This window comes from Petropleomorpha daqingensis (assembly GCF_013408985.1).
GTDB classification, from domain to species: Bacteria; Actinomycetota; Actinomycetes; order Mycobacteriales; family Geodermatophilaceae; genus Petropleomorpha; species Petropleomorpha daqingensis.
In genome coordinates, this window is the sequence record NZ_JACBZT010000001.1 from 2,647,942 (window position 1) to 2,665,934 (window position 17,993).

The following is a 17,993-nucleotide window of genomic DNA, read 5'->3' on the forward strand; positions in this document are numbered from 1 at the left end:
GGTCACCGGCCTTCACATCGAGCGCTGGTAGGCGCCGAACGCCCGCGTCGCCAGCCACGCCATGACGGCGGCGAGCGCGGTGAGCAGCCCCAGCCGCGACCAGACCACGCCCCAGTCGGTGCCCGAGGACAGCGCCTCGCGGGCGGCGACGACCGCCCAGTCGACCGGGTTGTACTTCGCGACCGTCTGCACCCACTCCGGCGACAGGCTCGTGTCCATGATCGCCGAGGACAGGAACTGCAGCGGCAGCACGATGAACTGGCTGATCCCGATCAGCGCCTCCTGCGAGCGCAGCAGCAGCGCCAGCGCGTTGGACAGCGAGGCGATGATCACCGAGATCAGGATCGCCGCCAGCACCGTGATCACGACCCCGACGACGCCGCCCGGGAAGCGGGCGCCGACGAGCAGCGAGATGCCCAGCACGACCAGCGTCTGGATCACCGTGGTCAGCCCCTGGTAGGCCAGGGTGCCGATCATCATCGCGCCGCGGCGGACCGGTGAGGCGAGCAGCCGGTCCATGACGCCGCGGTTCATGTCCTCGATGTAGACCGTGCCCGCCCAGCCGCTGGAGAACAGCGCCGTCATGATCACGACGCCGGGGGTGATGAACTCCAGGTAGGAGCCGTGCTCGGCGGCGAACCCGGGGATGTCGGCGACCGGCCGGAACAGCTCGCCGAACAGCAGCAGCCAGATGATCGGCTGCACCAGCGTGGCGATGGCGAACGCCGGCTGCCGCCACAACGCCCTGGTGGAGCGGGCGGTGAGGAACCCGGCGTGCGCGAGCAGGGACGCCCGCGGCACCCGCGGCGTGCGGACGGCGTCCGCGACCAGGGTGCTCATGCCGCCACCTCCATCGCGCGCCCGACGTGGCGCAGGTACACGTCGTCGAGCGAGGGCCGGGCCACGGTCACCGAGAGCACCCCGATGCCCGCCGTCTCCAGCGCGGCGAGGACGGCCGGCACCGCGCCGGCCCCGCCGTCCGCCCGCGCGCGCAGCGTCGCCCGGTCGACGGTGACGTCGGCCAGCCCACGGACCCCCGACAGCGCGGCGAGCCCGGCGGGGACGTCGTCCTCACCGACCTCGACCACCACGGTGTCCCCGCGCAGCTCGCGCTTGAGCTCCTCCGGCGTCCCCTCCACGACCACCCGCCCGGCGTCGACGATCGCCAGCCGCGCGGCGAGCCGGTCGGCCTCGTCGAGGTAGTGCGTGGTGAGCAGGACGGTGACGTCCTCCTCGACGGCGAGCCGCTCGATCTCGCCCCACATCTCCGCGCGCGCCTCCGGGTCGAGGCCGGTGGTCGGCTCGTCGAGGAAGAGCACCCGCGGCGCGTGCACGATGCCCAGCGCCACGTCGAGCTTGCGGGCCATGCCGCCGGAGTAGGTCTTCACGAGGCGGTCGGCGGCGTCGGTGAGGGCGAACCGCGCGAGCAGCCGGTCGGCGCGCGCGGTCGCCTCGGTGCCGGAGCAGCCCTGGATCCGCGCGGCCAGCACGAGGTTCTCCCGGCCGGTGGCCATGGGGTCACCGGAGGGCTTCTGCGAGACCAGGCCGATGGCCCGGCGGACGGCGTCGGGCGCCCGGAGGACGTCGATGCCGGCGACGGACGCGCTGCCGGAGTCCGGCCGGGACAGGGTGGTGAGGACCTTGACCGTGGTGGACTTGCCGGCGCCGTTGGGGCCGAGCAGGGCGAAGACGGTGCCCGGCTCGACCGCGAAGGACAGCCCGTCGAGCGCGCGGACCGGCGGTGCGCCGCGGCCGCCCTTGTAGGTCTTGACCAGGTCGGCGGCCGCGAGGGCTGCCGAGGTCTGCGTGTGCATGGTCTGTGCTCCCTTTCGGGGGATGGGGAGCGGGACCGACGCGCCTATCGTGGGAGTGCGCCTCGGGACGGGCCGCGTGCGGTCCTGCTCGGGTGTTCGGGCCCCCGTCCGGTGTTGCCGCACCGGACGGGGGTTCTGCGCTACCGGTCCTTGCCCGGCGGCAGCTGGACGAGCGGACGGGCCTCCTCTCCGAGGTGGGCGACCGGGTCGCCGAGCATCTCCTCGAACGAGATCCCCTCGGCCCGCAGTTCGTGCATGCGGCGCCAGACGGCGGTGCCGCCGAAGTGGCCGGAGCGGATGTCGTCGGCCAGCCGGCGGACGAACTCCAGCTCGGCGGTGAGCATCGCCCGCCGGAACATGTTCTCGACCATGAAGATCTCGGGCAGCTTCTGCTCGTCGCCGTAGGCGAACATCGCATCGAGCGCGCCGATCTCCATCTGCAGCTTGCCCGCGCGCTCGGACAGCAGGCGGGCCACCTCGTCCGGCGGCATCGCGGCCATCAGCGAGAGCCCGGCCTCGAGCGAGGTGTAGTCGCGCACCGGCGTGCTGAGCAGCTCGGCCAGCCAGTCCTCGAACTCGTCCTGCCCCGCGGCGGTGATCTCGTAGACGGTGCGCTCGGGGCGCCGTCCCTCCCGGGTGGTCTCCCGCGCCGAGATGAGCCCGTGCTTCTGCAGCGACTCGACGACGGAGTACAGCGACCCGTAGTTGAGCTTGATGCTCTGCTCCTTGCCGCGGGTCCGCAGCGTCGTCGAGATCTCGTAGGGGTGCATCGGCCGCTCGGACAGGCAGCCGAGGACGGCGAGGGCGAGGGGGTTGGATACCCGGCGTCGAGTCATTCTGCCTCCGATTACTCGAAATGGAGTATCCGAGTGTGTGTACCCGGCGTCAAGCCCTCGGGACGACGAACGGCCGGCCACCTCGCAGGGAGGCGGCCGGCCGCGGGGGAGGAGCGGTTACCAGGCGTGCGCGACGTCGATGACCAGCCGCTTCTGGCCGGCGGCCGGGCCGTCGAGCACGAGCGCGCGGAACGGCAGGCGGGCCCGCACCCCGAGCCCGAGGACGGTCACGCCCTCGAACGAGCCGCCCGAGGCGACCTGCCGGAAGGTGCGGTAGCCGGTGACGTTCGCGATGTGGTTGCGGTCGGCGAAGGTCAGCGACTCCCCGTGCGCGCGCAGCGTGATCGACAGGTCGCCGTCGCCGGCCAGGGGGATCGGGTCCCCGGTGGCGACGCCGCGGACCGTCGTGTAGCCGACCGTGTAGCTGACCGGTCCGGACACGCTGCCGAGGTCGAGGACCAGGCGGTCGTAGCAGTCGTGCTGCCCGGTCCGGACGCCGGTGAGGGTCGTCGACGGGGTCGCCGTCGTCCCGGCCGACTTGGTGAGCGAGCCCCACGTGATGCCGCAGTACGGGCTCGTGGCGGCCGAGGCGGGGACGGAGAGGGCGAGCGCGGCGAGAACGCTCGTGACGGCGAGAACGATCAGGCGGAAAGGTGTTCTCATGGCGGGCCTCCTTGTGGTTGCGCCGCCGTCAGAATCCGCTGACACCCCACGCGCAGCTATAGGCAGAAGACGCTGTTGATCACGAAGTTCTGAGCGTCCGCTTGGCATTTCCTGATAGTTCTACCGGCGTGGGAACTTGCACTCCTGCCTGTCGCGCGCTAGGGCGACCGCCGCTTCACCCACGGTGACCGGCGTCGCAGGTCACGTGAGGACGGTGTCCTCGTATCGCGCCGCCGCCGGCTCCCCGGTGTCGATCAGCTCCCAGTCCCGCATCCAGCTCTGGGTCCGCTCGAACATGTCCGGGGTGTAGGGCTGCGGCACGACCCGCTCGCCCGGGCCGAAGCGGCGGACGTCGACCAGCTCCAGCAGATCGGCCGGCATCTCGCGGGCCCAGTGCCGGGCGTAGCGGGGCAGCTCGAGGTCGATCTCCTGCTGGGCCCGCAGCAGCGCGGCGAAGTAGCGCTCGACGTCGTCCGGAGCGGCCTGTTCCGAGACGAGGAACCCCATGACGAAGCTGGTGTCGACCAGCTTGCGGAACCCCTGCTGCTCGAGCAGGTAGGCCTGCGCACCCCAGACGTTGACCGCGGGCGATCGGCCGGTCAGCGCCAGCCGCACCCGGTCGAAGGGTCGCCCGACGAAGCCGAGCGCGATCTGCTCCCGGTCGAGGAAGGACTCCAGAGCCTGGAGGGCGGAGTAGTGGCTGCCCGAGTGGAAGCCGACCCCGACCTCCACGCCGGCGAGGTCCTCCGGCCGGCGCAGCGGTGAGTCCTCGGCGACGTAGATGCCGGCCGGGCACACCGAGTACGCCTTGCCGTACATCTTCCCGTGGCCGGCGCCGGCCGCCGCGTTCACCGCCCAGTGGCAGGCGCAGGAGACGTCGGAGGAGCGGCCCTTGGCCATGTCCTCCAGCGCTCCGCTGCGCACGGGCCCGTCCGCGGCCGGGCTGACCGAGGCCGAGCCCATCGCGAACCCGTCGGCCTCGAAGACGTGGTCGAGCCCCTCGGCCGCGAAGAAGCCGTTCTCCTCGGCCACCCACTCCTGCAGCCGCACGTGCGGCTGGATCCGGAACACCATCGCGGTGGACCTCCGTTCCCGCGGACGAAGCCTGGCCCACCCAGAGTGCGCCGTGGCGGCGGTCACCCGCGAGCCCTGCCGGCGGGTGCGCTCAGGCCGACGGCGTCGGCGTAGGAGTGCGGCGGCACCGGGTCGAGGCCGTCCGGCGTGTCGAGGTATCCGGGCGCGCTGCCGGGGACGCCGGTGTGGCCGTACTGCCACACGATCGTGTCCCGGGCGGGGTCGAGGACGATCACGCGGTGGTCGGCGTCGTCGTTGAGCAGGATGTCCCCGTTCGGTAGCCCCAGGGCCAGCGACGGGTGATCCAGCCTGCCGTTCCCCGTGCTCGGGTTCCACCGCCACAGCGCCCTGCCCGTCGCGTCGAAGACGACGACCTGGCCCGGGTTCGAGTAGTCCACGGTCATGAACTGCCCCGGCCGATACTGGTTGGAGTCGGACGGGTAGGCCACGCCGTCCGGGTGGGCCGACCAGTAGACGTGACCCGCCCGGTCGATCTCGTCGACCCAGTCGCCGCGGATCTCGGTGACCAGGAAGTGGCCGTCCGGCAGCGGGAAGACCCCGTTGGGGCTGCCGAAGCCGTCCGGCGGTGCGTGGCTGCACCGGCCGAGCGTCCCCAGGGTCCACACCGGCGAGGGTGAGGACGGCGAGAGCTCCACCAGCCGGCAGTTCTTGATGTCGGCGGCGATCACGGTCCCGTCGGGGAGAGCCATCGCGTCGTCGGGGTTCCACAGCTGACCCGGCCCCGACCCGTGCACCCCCGGGGTGCCGTACCGCCAGACGATCCTCCGGCTGGCGAGATCGATCTCGGTGACGACGAAGTCGTCCTCCTCGGTGGCGACGACGGCCCTGCCGTCGGGGGTGAGGAACGCGTCGTCCGGGACGAGGAAGGTCTGCCCGGGGGCGAGGTCGCCGGGTTGCGGCCATTCCCACAGCACCTGTCCCTCGGGGCTGACCACCAGCAGCCGGTTGTTGCCCTTGTCCGCGATGAGCACCGGACCGGGCAGCACGCTCGGATCCGAACCGGGCGCCAGGTACCCCGCCGTCCCGGCTGCGGCCGCCGGTGGCCACCGGCGCGTGGGCTCCGGCGACGTCGTGGCCCGCGGCGGGGAGGGGGCCGCGGTGCGGCCCGGCGCCCCGCCGGAGCAGGCGGAGACCGTCATCAGCAGCGCCAGACCCAGGCCGGCGAGCCGGCTGCCGAGCACGGCGACCGAGTGTGCGACCCCAACCTGCGGATGACCTGTGAGACGGCCTCGCGCTGCGTGCGGGATGGTGGAGCGCATGCCGAACCGTCTCGCCGGCGCGACGAGCCCCTACCTGCTGCAGCACGCGGACAACCCGGTCGACTGGCGGGAGTGGGGTGAGCAGGCGTTCGCCGAGGCCCGGCAGCGCGACGTCCCGCTGCTGATCTCGGTCGGCTACGCGGCCTGCCACTGGTGCCACGTGATGGCGCACGAGTCGTTCGAGGACGCGGCGACGGCCGCGCAGATGAACGAGAACTTCGTCTGCATCAAGGTCGACCGGGAGGAGCGCCCGGACGTCGACAACGTCTACATGACCGCGACCCAGGCGCTGACCGGCCAGGGCGGCTGGCCGATGACGGTGTTCGCCACCCCGGACGGTCGGCCCTTCTACTGCGGCACGTACTTCCCGCCGCGGCCGGCGCACGGCATGCCGGCGTTCCGCCAGGTGCTGGCGGCCATGGCCGACGCGTGGCGCGACCAGCGGGACGACGTCGAGGCCGCCGGCGGCCGGGTCGCCGCCGCGATCTCCTCGCGGCTGCAGCTCGAGCCGTCGCCGGTGTCCGCGGAGGTGCTCGACCGGACGGTGGACGCGCTCGAGGGCAGCTTCGACGCACGCCGCGGCGGGTTCGACCGCGCCCCGAAGTTCCCGCCGTCCATGGTGCTGGAGTTCCTGCTCCGCCACGCCGCCCGCACCGGCGACGAGCGCGCGCTGAGCATGGCCCGGCGCACGCTGGAGGCGATGGCCCGTGGCGGCATCTACGACCAGCTCGCCGGTGGGTTCGCCCGCTACTCGGTCGACGCCGACTGGGTGGTGCCGCACTTCGAGAAGATGCTCTACGACAACGCGCTGCTGCTGCGCGTCTACCTGCACCTCTGGCGGGCCACCGGCGAGCAGTGGGCCCGCCGGGTCGCCGACGAGACGGCGGGCTTCCTGCTGCGCGACCTCGCGACCCCCGAGGGCGGGTTCGCCTCGGCGCTCGATGCCGACACCGAGGGCGTCGAGGGGCTTACCTACGTCTGGACCCCCGCCCAGCTGGTCGAGGTCCTCGGGGAGGACGACGGCCGGTGGGCCGCCGACGTCTTCGAGGTCACCGCCGCCGGCACGTTCGAGCACGGCGCCTCGACGCTGCAGCTGCTCCGCGACCCGGACGACGCCGCGCGCCTGACCGAGGTGAAGGCCCGGCTGCTCGCGGCGCGGGCGCAGCGGCCGCAGCCGGCCCGGGACGACAAGGTGGTCACCGCCTGGAACGGGCTGGCCATCGCGGCCCTCGCCGAGCACGGCGTCCTCACCGGCGCACCCGGCTCGATCGCGGCGGCCCGGCGGGCCGCGGAGCTCCTCGCCGGCACGCACCGGGTCGACGGCCGGCTGCGCCGGGTCTCCCGGGACGGCGTCGCGGGCGCCCCGGCCGGCGTGCTCGAGGACTACGGCGACCTCGCCGAGGGCCTGCTCGCGCTGCACCAGGCGACCGGCGAGGGCCGGTGGCTGCAGCTCGCCGGTGAGCTGCTCGACGTCGTCGCCGAGCAGTTCGCGGACGCCGACGGCTGGCACGACACCGCGGCCGACGCCGAGGCCCTGGTGCACCGGCCGTTCGATCCCGCCGACGGGCCGGCACCGTCGGGCATCGCCGCGGCCGCCGGTGCCGCCGTCACCTACGCCGCGCTGGCCGGTGAGCCGCGGCACAGCGAGCTGGGGGAGGCGGCGGTGAACTCGCTCGCCCGGCTGGTCGAGCGGGCACCCCGGGCCGCCGGCTGGGCCGCCGCGATCGGGGAGGCGCTGCTGGCCGGCCCGCTGGAGGTGGCGGTGAGCGGCCCGGCGGGCGCCGACCGGGAGGCCCTCGCCGCCGCGGCCCGCGCGTCGACCAGCCCCGGCGCCGTCGTCGTCGTGGGGGACCCCGACGCCGACGGCGTGCCGCTGCTCGCCGACCGGCCGCTGGTGGGCGGGCGGGCGGCGGCCTACGTCTGCCGCGGTTTCGTCTGCTCCGCGCCGGTGACCGACGTGTCCGCTCTCAGCGCAGCGATGAGTTCTTCCTGACAGCCCCTGCCCGGCTTACCGTGTAACTGTGTAATCAACACGGATGCCGGGAGGGCGTCATGCACGGACACCACCACGCCGGAGGGCCGTTCGCCCGCGAGTTCGCGCGGGCCTGGGGCGGCCGAGGCCGCGGGGGACGAGGCGGGGAGAGCGGACCGCCGCTGGACCGGTCGGAGGTCGCCGGCTGGTTCGCCGGACGGCTGCCCGACGGCTGGTTCACGGGAGCGCCGGAGCTCATCGTCGACCGCGACGAGATCACCGTCGTCGGCACGCTGCCCGAGCCCGAGGCGGGCGAGGGCGACCAGGCCGCGGCCCGCGCCGGGCGGATCTCGCGGTTCCGAGAGGACACCCGCGAGCAGCGCATGGCGATCGCCGATGCCGCGCAGGAGCGCTACGGCCGCTCGGTCGCCTGGGGCGCGGTCTGCGGCGACGCCCGCGAGATCTTCACCAACCAGTCGGTGCCGGTGATGACCCGGCTGCGCCAGCCCGAGCGGCTGGTGCTCGACACCCTGGTCGACGCCGGAGTGGCCCGCTCCCGCTCGGAGGCGCTGGTCTGGGCGGTGCGGCTGGTCGGGGAGCACGCCGACGAGTGGCTCACCGAGCTGCGCGAGGCGATGGCCTCGGTCGAGGAGGTCCGGGCCCGCGGTCCGCAGGTCAGCTGAATCCGGGACACTGGGCACGTGCCCGAGCCGACCTCGACCGACGTCCTCGTCGTGGGCGCCGGTCCCGCCGGCTCCGCGGCGGCCGCCTGGGCCGCCCGCGCCGGGCACGACGTCGTCCTGGCCGATGCCGCCGTCTTCCCCCGGGACAAGGCGTGCGGCGACGGGCTGACCCCGCGCGCGATCGCCGAGCTCGAGCTGCTGGGGCTGGGGGAGTGGGTCGGCAAGCGCGGCCGCAACCGGGGCCTGCGCGCCGCCGGGTTCGGCCAGGAGCTGCTGCTGCCGTGGCCCAGCGGCTCGCTGCCCGCCCACGGCGGGGCCGTGCCCCGCACCGAGCTCGACGCGCGCATCCGCGAGGTGGCGCTCACCGACGGCGCCGTCCCGGTCGAGGACGCGCGCGCCGTCGAGGTCGAGCGGGACGGCGACCGCGTGCGCGCCGTCGTCTTCACCCGGAGCGACGGCACCCGGACGACGATCCGGTGCTCGCGGCTCGTCGTGGCCGACGGCGCCCGCTCCCCGCTGGGCCGCGTGCTCGGCCGCGAGTGGCACCGCGACACCGCGTACGGGGTGGCCGCGCGGGGCTACATCCGCTCCGGCCGCAGCGACGACGAGTGGATCTCCTCGCACCTGGAGCTGCGCGGCGCCGACGGCGAGCTGCTCTCCGGTTACGGCTGGGTGTTCCCGCTCGGCGACGGGGAGGTCAACATCGGCGTCGGCACGCTGGCGACCGCCCGTCGTCCCGCCGGTGTGCAGCTGAAGGCGCTGATGGGGCTCTACGCCGAGAGCCGGCGCGAGGAGTGGCAGCTCGACGGGGAGGTGCGGGCACCGGCCTCGGCGCTGCTGCCCATGGGCGGCGCCGTCTCCGGGGTGGCCGGTCGCAACTGGGCGCTGGTCGGCGACGCCGCGGGATGCGTGAACCCGCTCAACGGCGAGGGCATCGACTACGGCCTGGAGACCGGCCGCGACCTGGCCGCGCTGCTCTCCGAGGAGGACTGGTCGGCCGCCTGGCCGGCGACGCTGCGGCACAACTACGGCGCGGCGTTCTCGATCGCCCGGCGGCTGGCCGGCCTGCTCACGGTGCCGCGGCTGCTGCCCGCAGCCGGGCCGGTCGGCATGCGCTCGCGGTACCTGATGACCCTCGCCCTGCGCGTGATGGGCAACCTCGTGACCGACGAGGACACCGACTGGGTCGCCCGCACCTGGCGTCGCGCCGGCGCCTGGTCGACGAAGCACGACGCCCGCCCACCCTGGACCTGACGGGGTTTCGCGTGCTTAACCGCGCGCGGTTGAGCACGCGAAACCGCGGGGATCAGCCGGCGAAGGGGGAGTTGTACATCGCGAAGTAGACGGCGATGTAGTGGCAGATCGCCGCCAGGATGGTCATCGCGTGGAAGACCTCGTGGTAGCCGAAGACGCCCGGCCACGGGTTGGGCTTCTTCATCGCGTAGGCCACGCCGCCGAGGGTGTACAGCACGCCGCCGATCGCCAGCAGCACCAGGGACGCCACCCCGGCGATGTGCAGGATGTCGGTGAGCACGAAGACGGCGACCCAGCCCAGCGCCAGGTAGAGCGGGACGCCGACCCACCGCGGCGCCGTCGGCCAGGACAGCTTCAGCGTGACGCCGAGCAGCGCACCCGCCCACACCGTGCCGAGCACCCAGTAGCCGGCGGGGTCGCTCACAGCGAGCAGCGAGAACGGCGTGTACGTGCCGGCGATGAACAGGAAGATCATCGAGTGGTCGAGCCGCTTCATGATCTTCCAGCCGCGCGGTGACCAGCGGCGGCGGTGGTAGAGCGCACTGATGCCGAACAGCCCGCAGATCGTGAGGCAGTAGACCGCCACCGAGAAGCCGGCCCGTGCGCCGAGCACCGACGCGAGCGGGATGAGCACGGCCCCGGCGACGATCGCGCCGAAGAACGCGAACAGGTGCAGCCAGCCGCGCAGCCGCGGCCGGGTGTCGGGGTGGTCCCAGTCGTCGTCGGCGAAGTCGGCGGCGGTCCACGCCCGCTCGACGTGCTCGCCCTCCTCCAGGACGGCGGTGACGGCGGCCTGGGCGCTGGGCGCCTCGAGTTCCGCGCTGTCCGCCTCGACGCGGACCGGCTCGGAGTCGGGGGGAAGAGCGCTCATGCACCGAGGCTACGGATCCGTAGGTCGCGCGGCACTGTGACCTTCCCACCAACTACGCGACGCGTACGCGCAGGTCCGGAACGGTACGAGAGCGTGACCGAGCGGGGGCCTAGGGTGACCGTCGTGGGGGCGCGTCAGAGGGTCCGCGACGTACTGACCCAGGTCTACGAGCACCGGCTGGCCCGGGCGCTGGAGACCGCCGAACTCCCGCGGCACGTCGGGGTGATCATCGACGGGAACCGCCGCTGGGCTCGCGACATGGGCCTGGAGGACGTCAGCGAGGGCCACCGCCGGGGCGCCGACAAGATCGCCGACTTCCTGGGCTGGTGCGACGAGGCGGGCGTCGGTGTCGTCACGATCTTCCTGCTCTCCACCGACAACCTGTCCCGGGCCGAGCCGGAGCTGGTGCCGCTGCTGCGCATCATCGAGGACGTCGTCGCCGACCTCTCCGCCGTCGACCGGCGCTGGCACCTGCGGGCGATGGGCGCGCTGGAGCTGCTGCCCGCGGAGACCGTCGCCGTCCTCAAGCAAGCGGAGGAGCTGACCCGCGACCGGCCGGGCGCCACGGTCAACCTGGCCGTCGGCTACGGCGGACGACGCGAGATCGCCGACGCCGTCCGCTCCCTGCTCGCCGAGCACGCCGAGCGCGGCACCCCCCTCGACGAGCTGGTCGAGCTGCTCGACGTCGAGCACATCGCCGAGCACCTCTACACCCGCGGCCAGCCCGACCCCGACCTGATCATCCGGACCAGCGGCGAGCAGCGGCTGTCGGGCTTCCTGCTCTGGCAGACCGCGCACTCGGAGTTCTACTTCACCGACGTCTACTGGCCGGACTTCCGGCGGATCGACTTCCTGCGGGCGCTGCGTGATTACTCCGCGCGGCATCGCCGGTTCGGTAGCTGACAAACTCGGGGGCATGGCGAGCCCCGTCGACGTCCCCCTCGAGTACGTGCGGCTCGGCCTGCGCTTCGACCGCCTGGAGTCCGGCTTCGTCGACGCCTACACCGGCGACCCCCGCGTACGCGCCGAGGTCGTCGACGAGCCGGCCCCGACGCCGCAGCAGCTGCGCGACCAGGCCCGAAGCCTGCTCCGCGAGCTGGACTCGGCCGGGCTGTCCGACGAACGGACGGCGTACCTGCGCGGCCAGCTGACCGGGCTGGAGTGCACCGCCCGGAAGATGAGCGGCGAGCCGGTCGGGTTCGTCGACGAGGTGGCGGCGTACTTCCAGGTCGACGTCGAGCTGGGCGATCCCGCCGTGTACGCCGCGGCGCACGCCGAGCTCGAGGCGCTGCTGCCCGGCGACGGGACGCTCAGCGAGCGGTTCGCCCTCCACCGGCGCCGCGAGGAGTGCCCGCCGGACCGGCTGGAGGTGGCGGTGCTGGCGCTGTCCAGCGCGCTGCGCGACCGGGTGCGGCTGGACTACGGGCTGCCCGAGGTCGAGACCGTCACCTACGAGGTGGTCACCGACCAGCCGTGGTCGGGGTTCAACTACTACGAGGGCGCCTTCCGCTCGCGGGTGGCGATCAACGCCGATCTGCCGCACCGGCTGGCCCAGCTGCCGCACCTGGTCGCGCACGAGTCCTACCCCGGCCACCACACCGAGCACTGCCGCAAGGAGCTCGGCCTCGTGGAGAAGGACGGCCGCGTCGAGCACACGGTCTTCCTCGTCAACACCCCGGAGTGCCTCATGGCCGAGGGGCTGGCCGATCTCGGCATCGAGGCCACCGTGGCCGCCGGCTGGGGGCCGTGGGCGGCCGAGATCCTCGCCGACCTGGGGCTGCGCTTCGACGGCGAGCTCGCCGAGCGGGTCACCGCCGCCGCGGCACCGCTGAACCGCGTGCGCCAGGACGCCGCGATCCTCCTGCACGACCGGGGCGCCGACCCCGACGAGGTGGTGGCGTACCTGCAGCGCTGGTCGCTGGTCGGCACCGACCGGGCGCGCCAGCAGCTGCGCTTCCTCACCCATCCGCTGTGGCGGGCCTACATCTCCACCTACGTCGAGGGCTACGACCTGCTCGCCCGCTGGTTGGGCGACCGCACCGGGGAGCAGTCGGTGGCCGACCGCTTCCTCCGGCTGCTCGACGAGCCGCTGACGCCGGCGCGAGTGGCCGCGGAACTGCGCGGCGCCTGAGCCATGAGCCGGACCCCGCAGCAGTCCCGCTTCGTGGGCCTGTGGACGGCGAGCTGGCTGTTCGTGTTCCTGCTCGGCCTGCTGCTGTGGGTCGGGGACCTGCGGGTGCAGTGGCCGGCGCTGCTCGTTCCGGTGGTCTGGGCCCTCGTCGCGTGGGTCCGGGGCCGGCGCAGGGCGGTCCGCCGTCCGCCCGAGGACGACGACGTCTGGCCACCGGAGGACGACGACGTCCCGCCGGCGCCCCGCCAGCCGCCCACCCGCGAGCTGCCCTGGCTGCCCGAGGTGCCCCGGGATCGCCGGGAGGAGTGACGCCGGGTACCCCGCGCACGCGCTGCCGGGGCACAGTGAGCGCATGTCGACCACGCGGCTGCTGCTGCTCGGGGCGGTCCGGATCTTCCAGCCGGTCCACGGCTACCTGCTGCGCCGGGAGCTGCTGAGCTGGCAGGTGCAGGACTGGGCGCACGTCAACCCCGGGTCGATCTACTCCGGTCTGCGCACCCTGGCCAAGCAGGCGCTGCTGGACGAGCTGCCCGGCGACCCGGTGGCCTACCGGCTCACCCCCGACGGCGAGGTCGAGTACCAGCGGCTGCTGGCCCTGGCCCTCCGCGAGCCCGACTGGAGCGATCCGACCCGGCTGCTCGGCGGCCTGTGCTTCTTCACCACGCTGCCGCGCGACGAGGTGCGGGAGGCGCTGCGCGCCCGGGCGCTGGTGCTCGAGGCGACCGTGTCGGCGACGTCGTCGGCGGTCCGGTCGATCGAGGCGAACCGCACCGCGCCGGCGGCTACCACCGAGCTGTTCCGGGTCGCCGGGCACTGGGTGGAGGGCGAGCGGGCGTGGGTGCGGGAGATCTGCGAGCGCATCGACGCCGGGCACTACCGCTTCGCCGGCGAGGAGCCGGGGCCCGACCACCCGGTCGAGGGCATCTGGCCGCCCGCCGTCCTGACCGACCTGCCGACCGGTAAAACCGCTTGACCGCCTCGTAGTCAAAGTTGAATACTCCGCGGCGTGATCCACGCCCGCGGACTCGTCCGCACGTTCCGCAAGAAGAAGCAGGAGGTGCGCGCCGTCGACGGCGTGGACCTCGACGTCGAGGCCGGTGAGATCGTCGGCTTCCTGGGCCCCAACGGGGCCGGCAAGACCACCACCCTGCGGATGCTGACCACGTTGCTGGTGCCGTCGGCCGGTACCGCGACGGTGGCCGGCTGCGACCTGCTCACCGACCCGGTGGGCGTCCGCCGCCGCATCGGCTACGTGTCGCAGAGCGGGTCGACCCAGCCCGAGGCGCTGGCGGGGGAGGAGGTCGTCGACCACGCCCGGCTCTACGGCATGAGCACCGCCGACGCGACCGCCCACGGCCAGCGGCTGTTCTCCGAGCTCGACCTCGAGGGGCTGTGGGACCGCAAGCCCAAGGCGATGTCCGGTGGGCAGCGCCGTCGTCTGGACATCGCGATGGGCCTGGTGCACGAGCCCGGCCTGGTCTTCCTGGACGAGCCGACCACCGGGCTCGACCCGCAGGCGCGGGCCAACCTGTGGCAGCACATCCGGGGGTTGCGGGAGGAGCGGGGGACGACGGTCTTCCTCACCACCCACTACCTCGACGAGGCCGACGCCCTCTGCGACCGGATCCTCGTCATCGACCACGGCGTCATCGTCGCGGCGGGGACGCCGGACCAGCTGAAGTCGGGGGTGGGCGGCGACGTCCTCACCGTGACCGTGGCCGACCCTGCCGCGACCGCCGAGGTCGCGCGGCTGGTCGGCGGGCTGCCCGGCGCCGAGCCGCCGCAGGTGCAGGACGACCGCGTCATCGGCCGGGTGCCCAACGGCGGTGCGGCGCTGGTGCGCCTGGTCCGCGAGCTGGACACCGCCGGCGTCGAGGTGGCCGGCATCGAGAGCCGCCGGCCCAGCCTCGACGACGTGTTCCTGCAGCTGACCGGGCGGTCGCTGCGCGAGGAGGGCGCCCCGTCCGCGGCGCCCGCCCCCGAACCCGAAGGAGCCCTCCGATGAGCGCCGCGACCCTGCCCGTGATGGGCAGCAGCGTGCCCCGCGACACCCTGACGATCTTCAACCGCGCCATGCGGCTGTCGCTGCGCAACCCGGCGTGGGTGGTGATCGGGCTGTCGCAGCCGATCCTCTACATCGTGCTGTTCGGGCCGCTGCTCAAGCCGCTGTCCGGCTCTCTCGGCGCCGCGGGCAACGCGTACCAGATCTTCGTGCCCGGGATCCTGATCCAGGTCGGGATGTTCGGGGCGCTGTTCGTCGGCTTCGGGCTGATCGCCGAGTGGCGGGCCGGCGTCATCGAGAGCCAGCGGGTCACGCCGGCCAGCCGGACGGCGCTGCTGCTCGGCCGGGTGCTGCGCGACGTCGTCGTCCTGGTCGTGCAGAGCGTGCTGCTGGTCCTGGTCTCGCTGCTGTTCGGGCTGCGCGCCCCGCTGGCCGGCGTCGTCCTCACCCTCGTCGTGGTCGCGCTGCTCGGCGCCGCGCTCTCGGCCGTGTCCTACGCGCTGGCGCTGACGCTGAAGAGCGAGGACGCGTTCGCGCCGCTGCTCAACGCCGTCGTCTTCCCGATCCTGCTGCTCTCGGGGATCCTGCTGCCGATGAGCCTGGCTCCCGGCTGGCTGCAGACGATCAGCGACGTCAACCCGTTCAAGCACATCGTCGAGGGCGCCCGCGCGTTCTTCGCCGGGAACTACAGCACCTCGACGGCGTGGTGGGGGCTCGGCCTGACGCTGGCGTTGGTGCTGCTGGGCTGGTGGTTCGGGGTCCGGCGGTTCAAGCGGGAATCGAGCTAGACGGTTGGGGCGAACGGGGTAGGTGGGTCCCTCGGAGGGGGGACACGCCGCCTCGTCGTCACGCTTCTGTCACCTGCCGGTTCTACCGTCCGGGGTGGAAGGCGAGCTCACCTCGCCGTCCACGGGAGGCCCGGTTGGTGCTGACGAGTTCGTCGACCAGAGGGGCCGGTGCCCGGCTTCTCAGCCGGGGCCCGGCCACCTTCGAGCCGGGGCGCCGCGCGCGCCCCACGGGAGTCGACTCGTGACCACACGCCGCACGTACGTCCTCGACACCTCCGTCCTGCTCTCCGACCCCGGCGCGCTGCTGCGCTTCGGCGACTCCGACGTGGTGCTCCCGCTCGTCGTGATCGGGGAACTCGAGGACAAGCGGCACCACCCGGAGCTCGGGTGGTTCGCCCGGCAGGCTCTGCGCATGCTCGACGACCTGCGGGTGCAGCACGGCCGGCTGGACGCGCCGGTGCCCATCGGTGAGGCCGGCGGCACGCTGCACGTCGAGCTCAACCACAGCGATGCGGCGGTGCTGCCGGCCGGCTTCCGCAACGACAGCAACGACTCGCGGATCATGGTCGTCGCGCTCAACCTGCGCGCCGAGGGCCGCGACGTCTGCCTGATCACCAAGGACGTGCCGCTGCGGGTGAAGGCGGCCGCGGTCGGCCTGGACACCGACGAGTACCGGGCGCTGGACGCCGTCGACGCCGGCTGGACCGGCATGGCCGAGCTGTCCCTGGAGGACGCCGAGCTCGACGCCCTGTACGAGTCCGGCGAGGTGTTCGTGCCCGGGGCCGCCGAGCTGCCGCCGCACACGGGGCTGGTGCTGCTGTCCTCGCGCGGTTCGGCGCTGGGCCGGGTGACGCCGGACAAGCAGGTGCGGCTGGTGCGCGGCGACCGCGAGGCGTTCGGGCTGCACGGCCGCTCGGCGGAGCAGCGGATCGCCCTCGACCTGCTGCTCGACCCGGAGATCGGCATCGTGTCCCTCGGCGGGCGGGCCGGCACCGGCAAGTCGGCGCTGGCGCTGTGCGCGGGGCTGGAGTCGGTGCTCGAGCGGCGGGCGCACAAGAAGGTCGTGATCTTCCGGCCGCTCTACGCCGTCGGCGGCCAGGAGCTCGGCTACCTGCCCGGCGGCGAGGGCGAGAAGATGTCGCCCTGGGCGCAGGCGGTCTACGACACGCTCGGTGCGCTGGTGTCCTCGAACGTGCTCGAGGAGATCGCGGCCCGCGACCTGATCGAGGTGCTGCCGCTGACCCACATCCGCGGCCGGTCGCTGCACGACTCGTTCGTGATCGTCGACGAGGCGCAGTCGCTGGAGCGCGGCGTGCTGCTCACTGTGCTGTCGCGGCTGGGCTCCGGCTCGCGGGTGGTGCTCACCCACGACGTCGCGCAGCGGGACAACCTGCGCGTCGGCCGGCACGACGGGATCGCGGCGGTGGTCGAGCAGCTGAAGGGGCACCCGCTCTTCGCGCACGTGACGCTGACCCGCTCCGAGCGCTCGCCGATCGCCGCGCTGGTCACCGAGATGCTGGAGGACCTCCCGCTCTAGCTGTCGCGACCAGACACGTTGTTGACAGTCGGCGTGGTGGCTTGATCACGAAGGAGACCTCCGGAAGGAGTGGCGGTGCTTGACGTCGCCGTTCCCAACCGGAGGTCTCCGTGGCTCACGCTAATGCCCGCACGACTGTCTATGCCCGCAAGCTGATCGTCGCTCGTGTCCGAGCTGGTCACCGCCCCGGCGGAGGTCGCCAAGCAGCTCGGAGTGAGCCGCCAAACGGTCTACAAGTGGGTGCGCCGCTGGCGGGCCGAGGGCGAGGCTGGGCTGGCCGACCGCTCCTCGCGGCCGCATCGGCTGCCGCGGCGCACCTCGGCCGAGAGGACCGCGGCGATCGTGGCCGCGCGCAAGGCCCACCATGCCGGGCCGGTGCGGCTGGCCGCGATCCTCGGGCTGGCGGCCTCCACGATCGGGGCGGTGCTGCGCCGGGCCGGCCTGCCCCGGCTGGCCGACGTCGACCGGCTGACCGGCGAGCTGCTGCGCGGCCGCCGGCACAGCCAGGTCCGCTACGAACGCGAGCACCCCGGCGACCTGCTGCACGTGGACGTGAAGAAGCTCGGCCGGGTGCCGGTCGGCGGTGGCTGGCGCATCCACGGCCGCCGCGAGGAGGTGCGCGGGCGCGGCATCGGCTGGGACTACGTGCACGTGGCCATCGACGATCACACCCGGCTGGCCTACGCCGAGGTGCTGCCCGACGAGCGCACCGGCACCTGCGCCGGCTTCCTGACCCGCGCGGTGGCCTGGTTCGCCGCCCAGGGCGTGACCATCGCCCGGGTGCTGACCGACAACGCCAAGAGCTACCGGATCGGTGCCGCCTGGATCGCGGCCTGCGCCCAGCTGGGCATCGCCCGCCGGTTCATCAAGCCCGGCCGGCCCTGGACCAATGGCAAGGCCGAACGGTTCAACCGCACCCTGCAGAGCGAGTGGGCCTACGCCACCGCCTGGGCATCGAACGAGGAGCGCACCGTCGCGCTGGACGGCTGGCTCGAGCACTACAACACTGCCCGTAGCCATTCCGCCCTCGGAGGTCACCCGCCGGTCAGCCGCCTCGCCGCGTGAACAACCTGTCCGGTCACGACATC

General features: G+C 73.5%; 17 protein-coding genes and 1 pseudogene. 11 read left to right on the top strand and 7 right to left on the bottom strand.

What is annotated here, in order from left to right; all coding sequences use genetic code 11:
* Window positions 1-12: 12 nt before the first annotated feature.
* The 6 genes from GGQ55_RS13010 to GGQ55_RS13035 form a co-directional block, all read right to left on the bottom strand.
* A complete protein-coding gene (locus GGQ55_RS13010) occupies window positions 13-840 on the bottom strand; it encodes an ABC transporter permease (protein WP_179717307.1) in 828 nt (275 codons plus the stop codon).
* Window positions 837-1,814: an ATP-binding cassette domain-containing protein gene (locus GGQ55_RS13015; RefSeq protein ID WP_179717309.1), complete on the bottom strand. Its 978-nt coding sequence runs from the start codon at window positions 1,812-1,814 to the stop codon at window positions 837-839. The genes GGQ55_RS13010 and GGQ55_RS13015 overlap by 4 nt, the downstream gene beginning before the upstream one ends.
* Window positions 1,815-1,954: 140 nt before the next feature.
* On the bottom strand, window positions 1,955-2,650 hold the full coding sequence (locus GGQ55_RS13020; RefSeq protein WP_179717311.1) for a PadR family transcriptional regulator: 696 nt from the start codon (window positions 2,648-2,650) through the stop codon (window positions 1,955-1,957).
* A 117-nt stretch (window positions 2,651-2,767) separates the two neighbouring features.
* Window positions 2,768-3,313 (bottom strand): AMIN-like domain-containing (lipo)protein, encoded by a 546-nt coding sequence (locus tag GGQ55_RS13025; RefSeq protein ID WP_179717313.1) that lies wholly within the window; start codon window positions 3,311-3,313, stop codon window positions 2,768-2,770.
* A gap of 201 nt (window positions 3,314-3,514) precedes the next feature.
* The gene (locus GGQ55_RS13030) at window positions 3,515-4,387 is read right to left on the bottom strand and encodes an ABC transporter substrate-binding protein (protein ID WP_179717315.1); all 873 of its coding nucleotides are present in this window, start codon (window positions 4,385-4,387) and stop codon (window positions 3,515-3,517) included.
* 62 nt (window positions 4,388-4,449) lie between these two features.
* Window positions 4,450-5,589 (bottom strand): NHL repeat-containing protein, encoded by a 1,140-nt coding sequence (locus GGQ55_RS13035; RefSeq protein WP_179717317.1) that lies wholly within the window; start codon window positions 5,587-5,589, stop codon window positions 4,450-4,452.
* A 76-nt stretch (window positions 5,590-5,665) separates the two neighbouring features.
* Between GGQ55_RS13035 and GGQ55_RS13040 the strand changes: the two genes are divergently transcribed.
* Genes GGQ55_RS13040 through GGQ55_RS13050 form a run of 3 tightly spaced genes read left to right on the top strand, consistent with a single transcriptional unit; the run spans window position 5,666 to window position 9,576 of the window.
* Window positions 5,666-7,660, top strand: coding sequence for a thioredoxin domain-containing protein (locus GGQ55_RS13040; RefSeq protein WP_179717319.1), 1,995 nt, complete (start codon window positions 5,666-5,668; stop codon window positions 7,658-7,660).
* A 59-nt stretch (window positions 7,661-7,719) separates the two neighbouring features.
* Window positions 7,720-8,322 carry an ATP-binding transcription factor AbmR gene (gene abmR / locus GGQ55_RS13045; protein ID WP_179717321.1) on the top strand — a complete coding sequence of 201 codons (603 nt, stop codon included), beginning with the start codon at window positions 7,720-7,722 and terminating at the stop codon, window positions 8,320-8,322.
* A gap of 18 nt (window positions 8,323-8,340) precedes the next feature.
* Window positions 8,341-9,576, top strand: a complete 1,236-nt coding sequence (locus GGQ55_RS13050; protein ID WP_179717323.1) for a geranylgeranyl reductase family protein — start codon at window positions 8,341-8,343, stop codon at window positions 9,574-9,576.
* Between the two features lie 52 nt (window positions 9,577-9,628).
* Here GGQ55_RS13050 and trhA read toward each other — a convergent pair whose 3' ends face one another.
* Window positions 9,629-10,447 (bottom strand): PAQR family membrane homeostasis protein TrhA, encoded by an 819-nt coding sequence (trhA, locus tag GGQ55_RS13055; protein WP_179717325.1) that lies wholly within the window; start codon window positions 10,445-10,447, stop codon window positions 9,629-9,631.
* A gap of 123 nt (window positions 10,448-10,570) precedes the next feature.
* Between trhA and GGQ55_RS13060 the strand changes: the two genes are divergently transcribed.
* The 8 genes and pseudogenes from GGQ55_RS13060 (at window position 10,571) to GGQ55_RS13095 (ending at window position 17,970) form a co-directional block, all read left to right on the top strand.
* A complete protein-coding gene (locus GGQ55_RS13060) occupies window positions 10,571-11,350 on the top strand; it encodes an isoprenyl transferase (RefSeq protein WP_179717326.1) in 780 nt (259 codons plus the stop codon).
* 13 nt (window positions 11,351-11,363) lie between these two features.
* Complete coding sequence (locus GGQ55_RS13065; RefSeq protein ID WP_179717328.1) at window positions 11,364-12,578, top strand: DUF885 domain-containing protein; 1,215 nt, start codon at window positions 11,364-11,366, stop codon at window positions 12,576-12,578.
* A 3-nt stretch (window positions 12,579-12,581) separates the two neighbouring features.
* The gene (locus GGQ55_RS13070) at window positions 12,582-12,887 is read left to right on the top strand and encodes a hypothetical protein (RefSeq protein ID WP_179717330.1); all 306 of its coding nucleotides are present in this window, start codon (window positions 12,582-12,584) and stop codon (window positions 12,885-12,887) included.
* Between the two features lie 43 nt (window positions 12,888-12,930).
* Window positions 12,931-13,551, top strand: a complete 621-nt coding sequence (locus GGQ55_RS13075) for a PadR family transcriptional regulator (RefSeq protein ID WP_179717332.1) — start codon at window positions 12,931-12,933, stop codon at window positions 13,549-13,551.
* Between the two features lie 33 nt (window positions 13,552-13,584).
* Window positions 13,585-14,583 carry an ATP-binding cassette domain-containing protein gene (locus GGQ55_RS13080; protein ID WP_179717334.1) on the top strand — a complete coding sequence of 333 codons (999 nt, stop codon included), beginning with the start codon at window positions 13,585-13,587 and terminating at the stop codon, window positions 14,581-14,583.
* The gene (locus GGQ55_RS13085; RefSeq protein ID WP_218859265.1) at window positions 14,580-15,368 is read left to right on the top strand and encodes an ABC transporter permease; all 789 of its coding nucleotides are present in this window, start codon (window positions 14,580-14,582) and stop codon (window positions 15,366-15,368) included. Before GGQ55_RS13080 ends, GGQ55_RS13085 begins: the two co-directional genes overlap by 4 nt.
* 241 nt (window positions 15,369-15,609) lie before the next feature.
* Entirely contained in the window at window positions 15,610-16,905 is a 1,296-nt protein-coding gene (phoH2, locus tag GGQ55_RS13090) for an RNA 5'-3' helicase PhoH2 (protein WP_179717336.1), read from the top strand.
* A gap of 110 nt (window positions 16,906-17,015) precedes the next feature.
* Window positions 17,016-17,970: pseudogene (locus GGQ55_RS13095) on the top strand (IS481 family transposase).
* The last annotated feature ends 23 nt before the right edge of the window (window positions 17,971-17,993 follow it).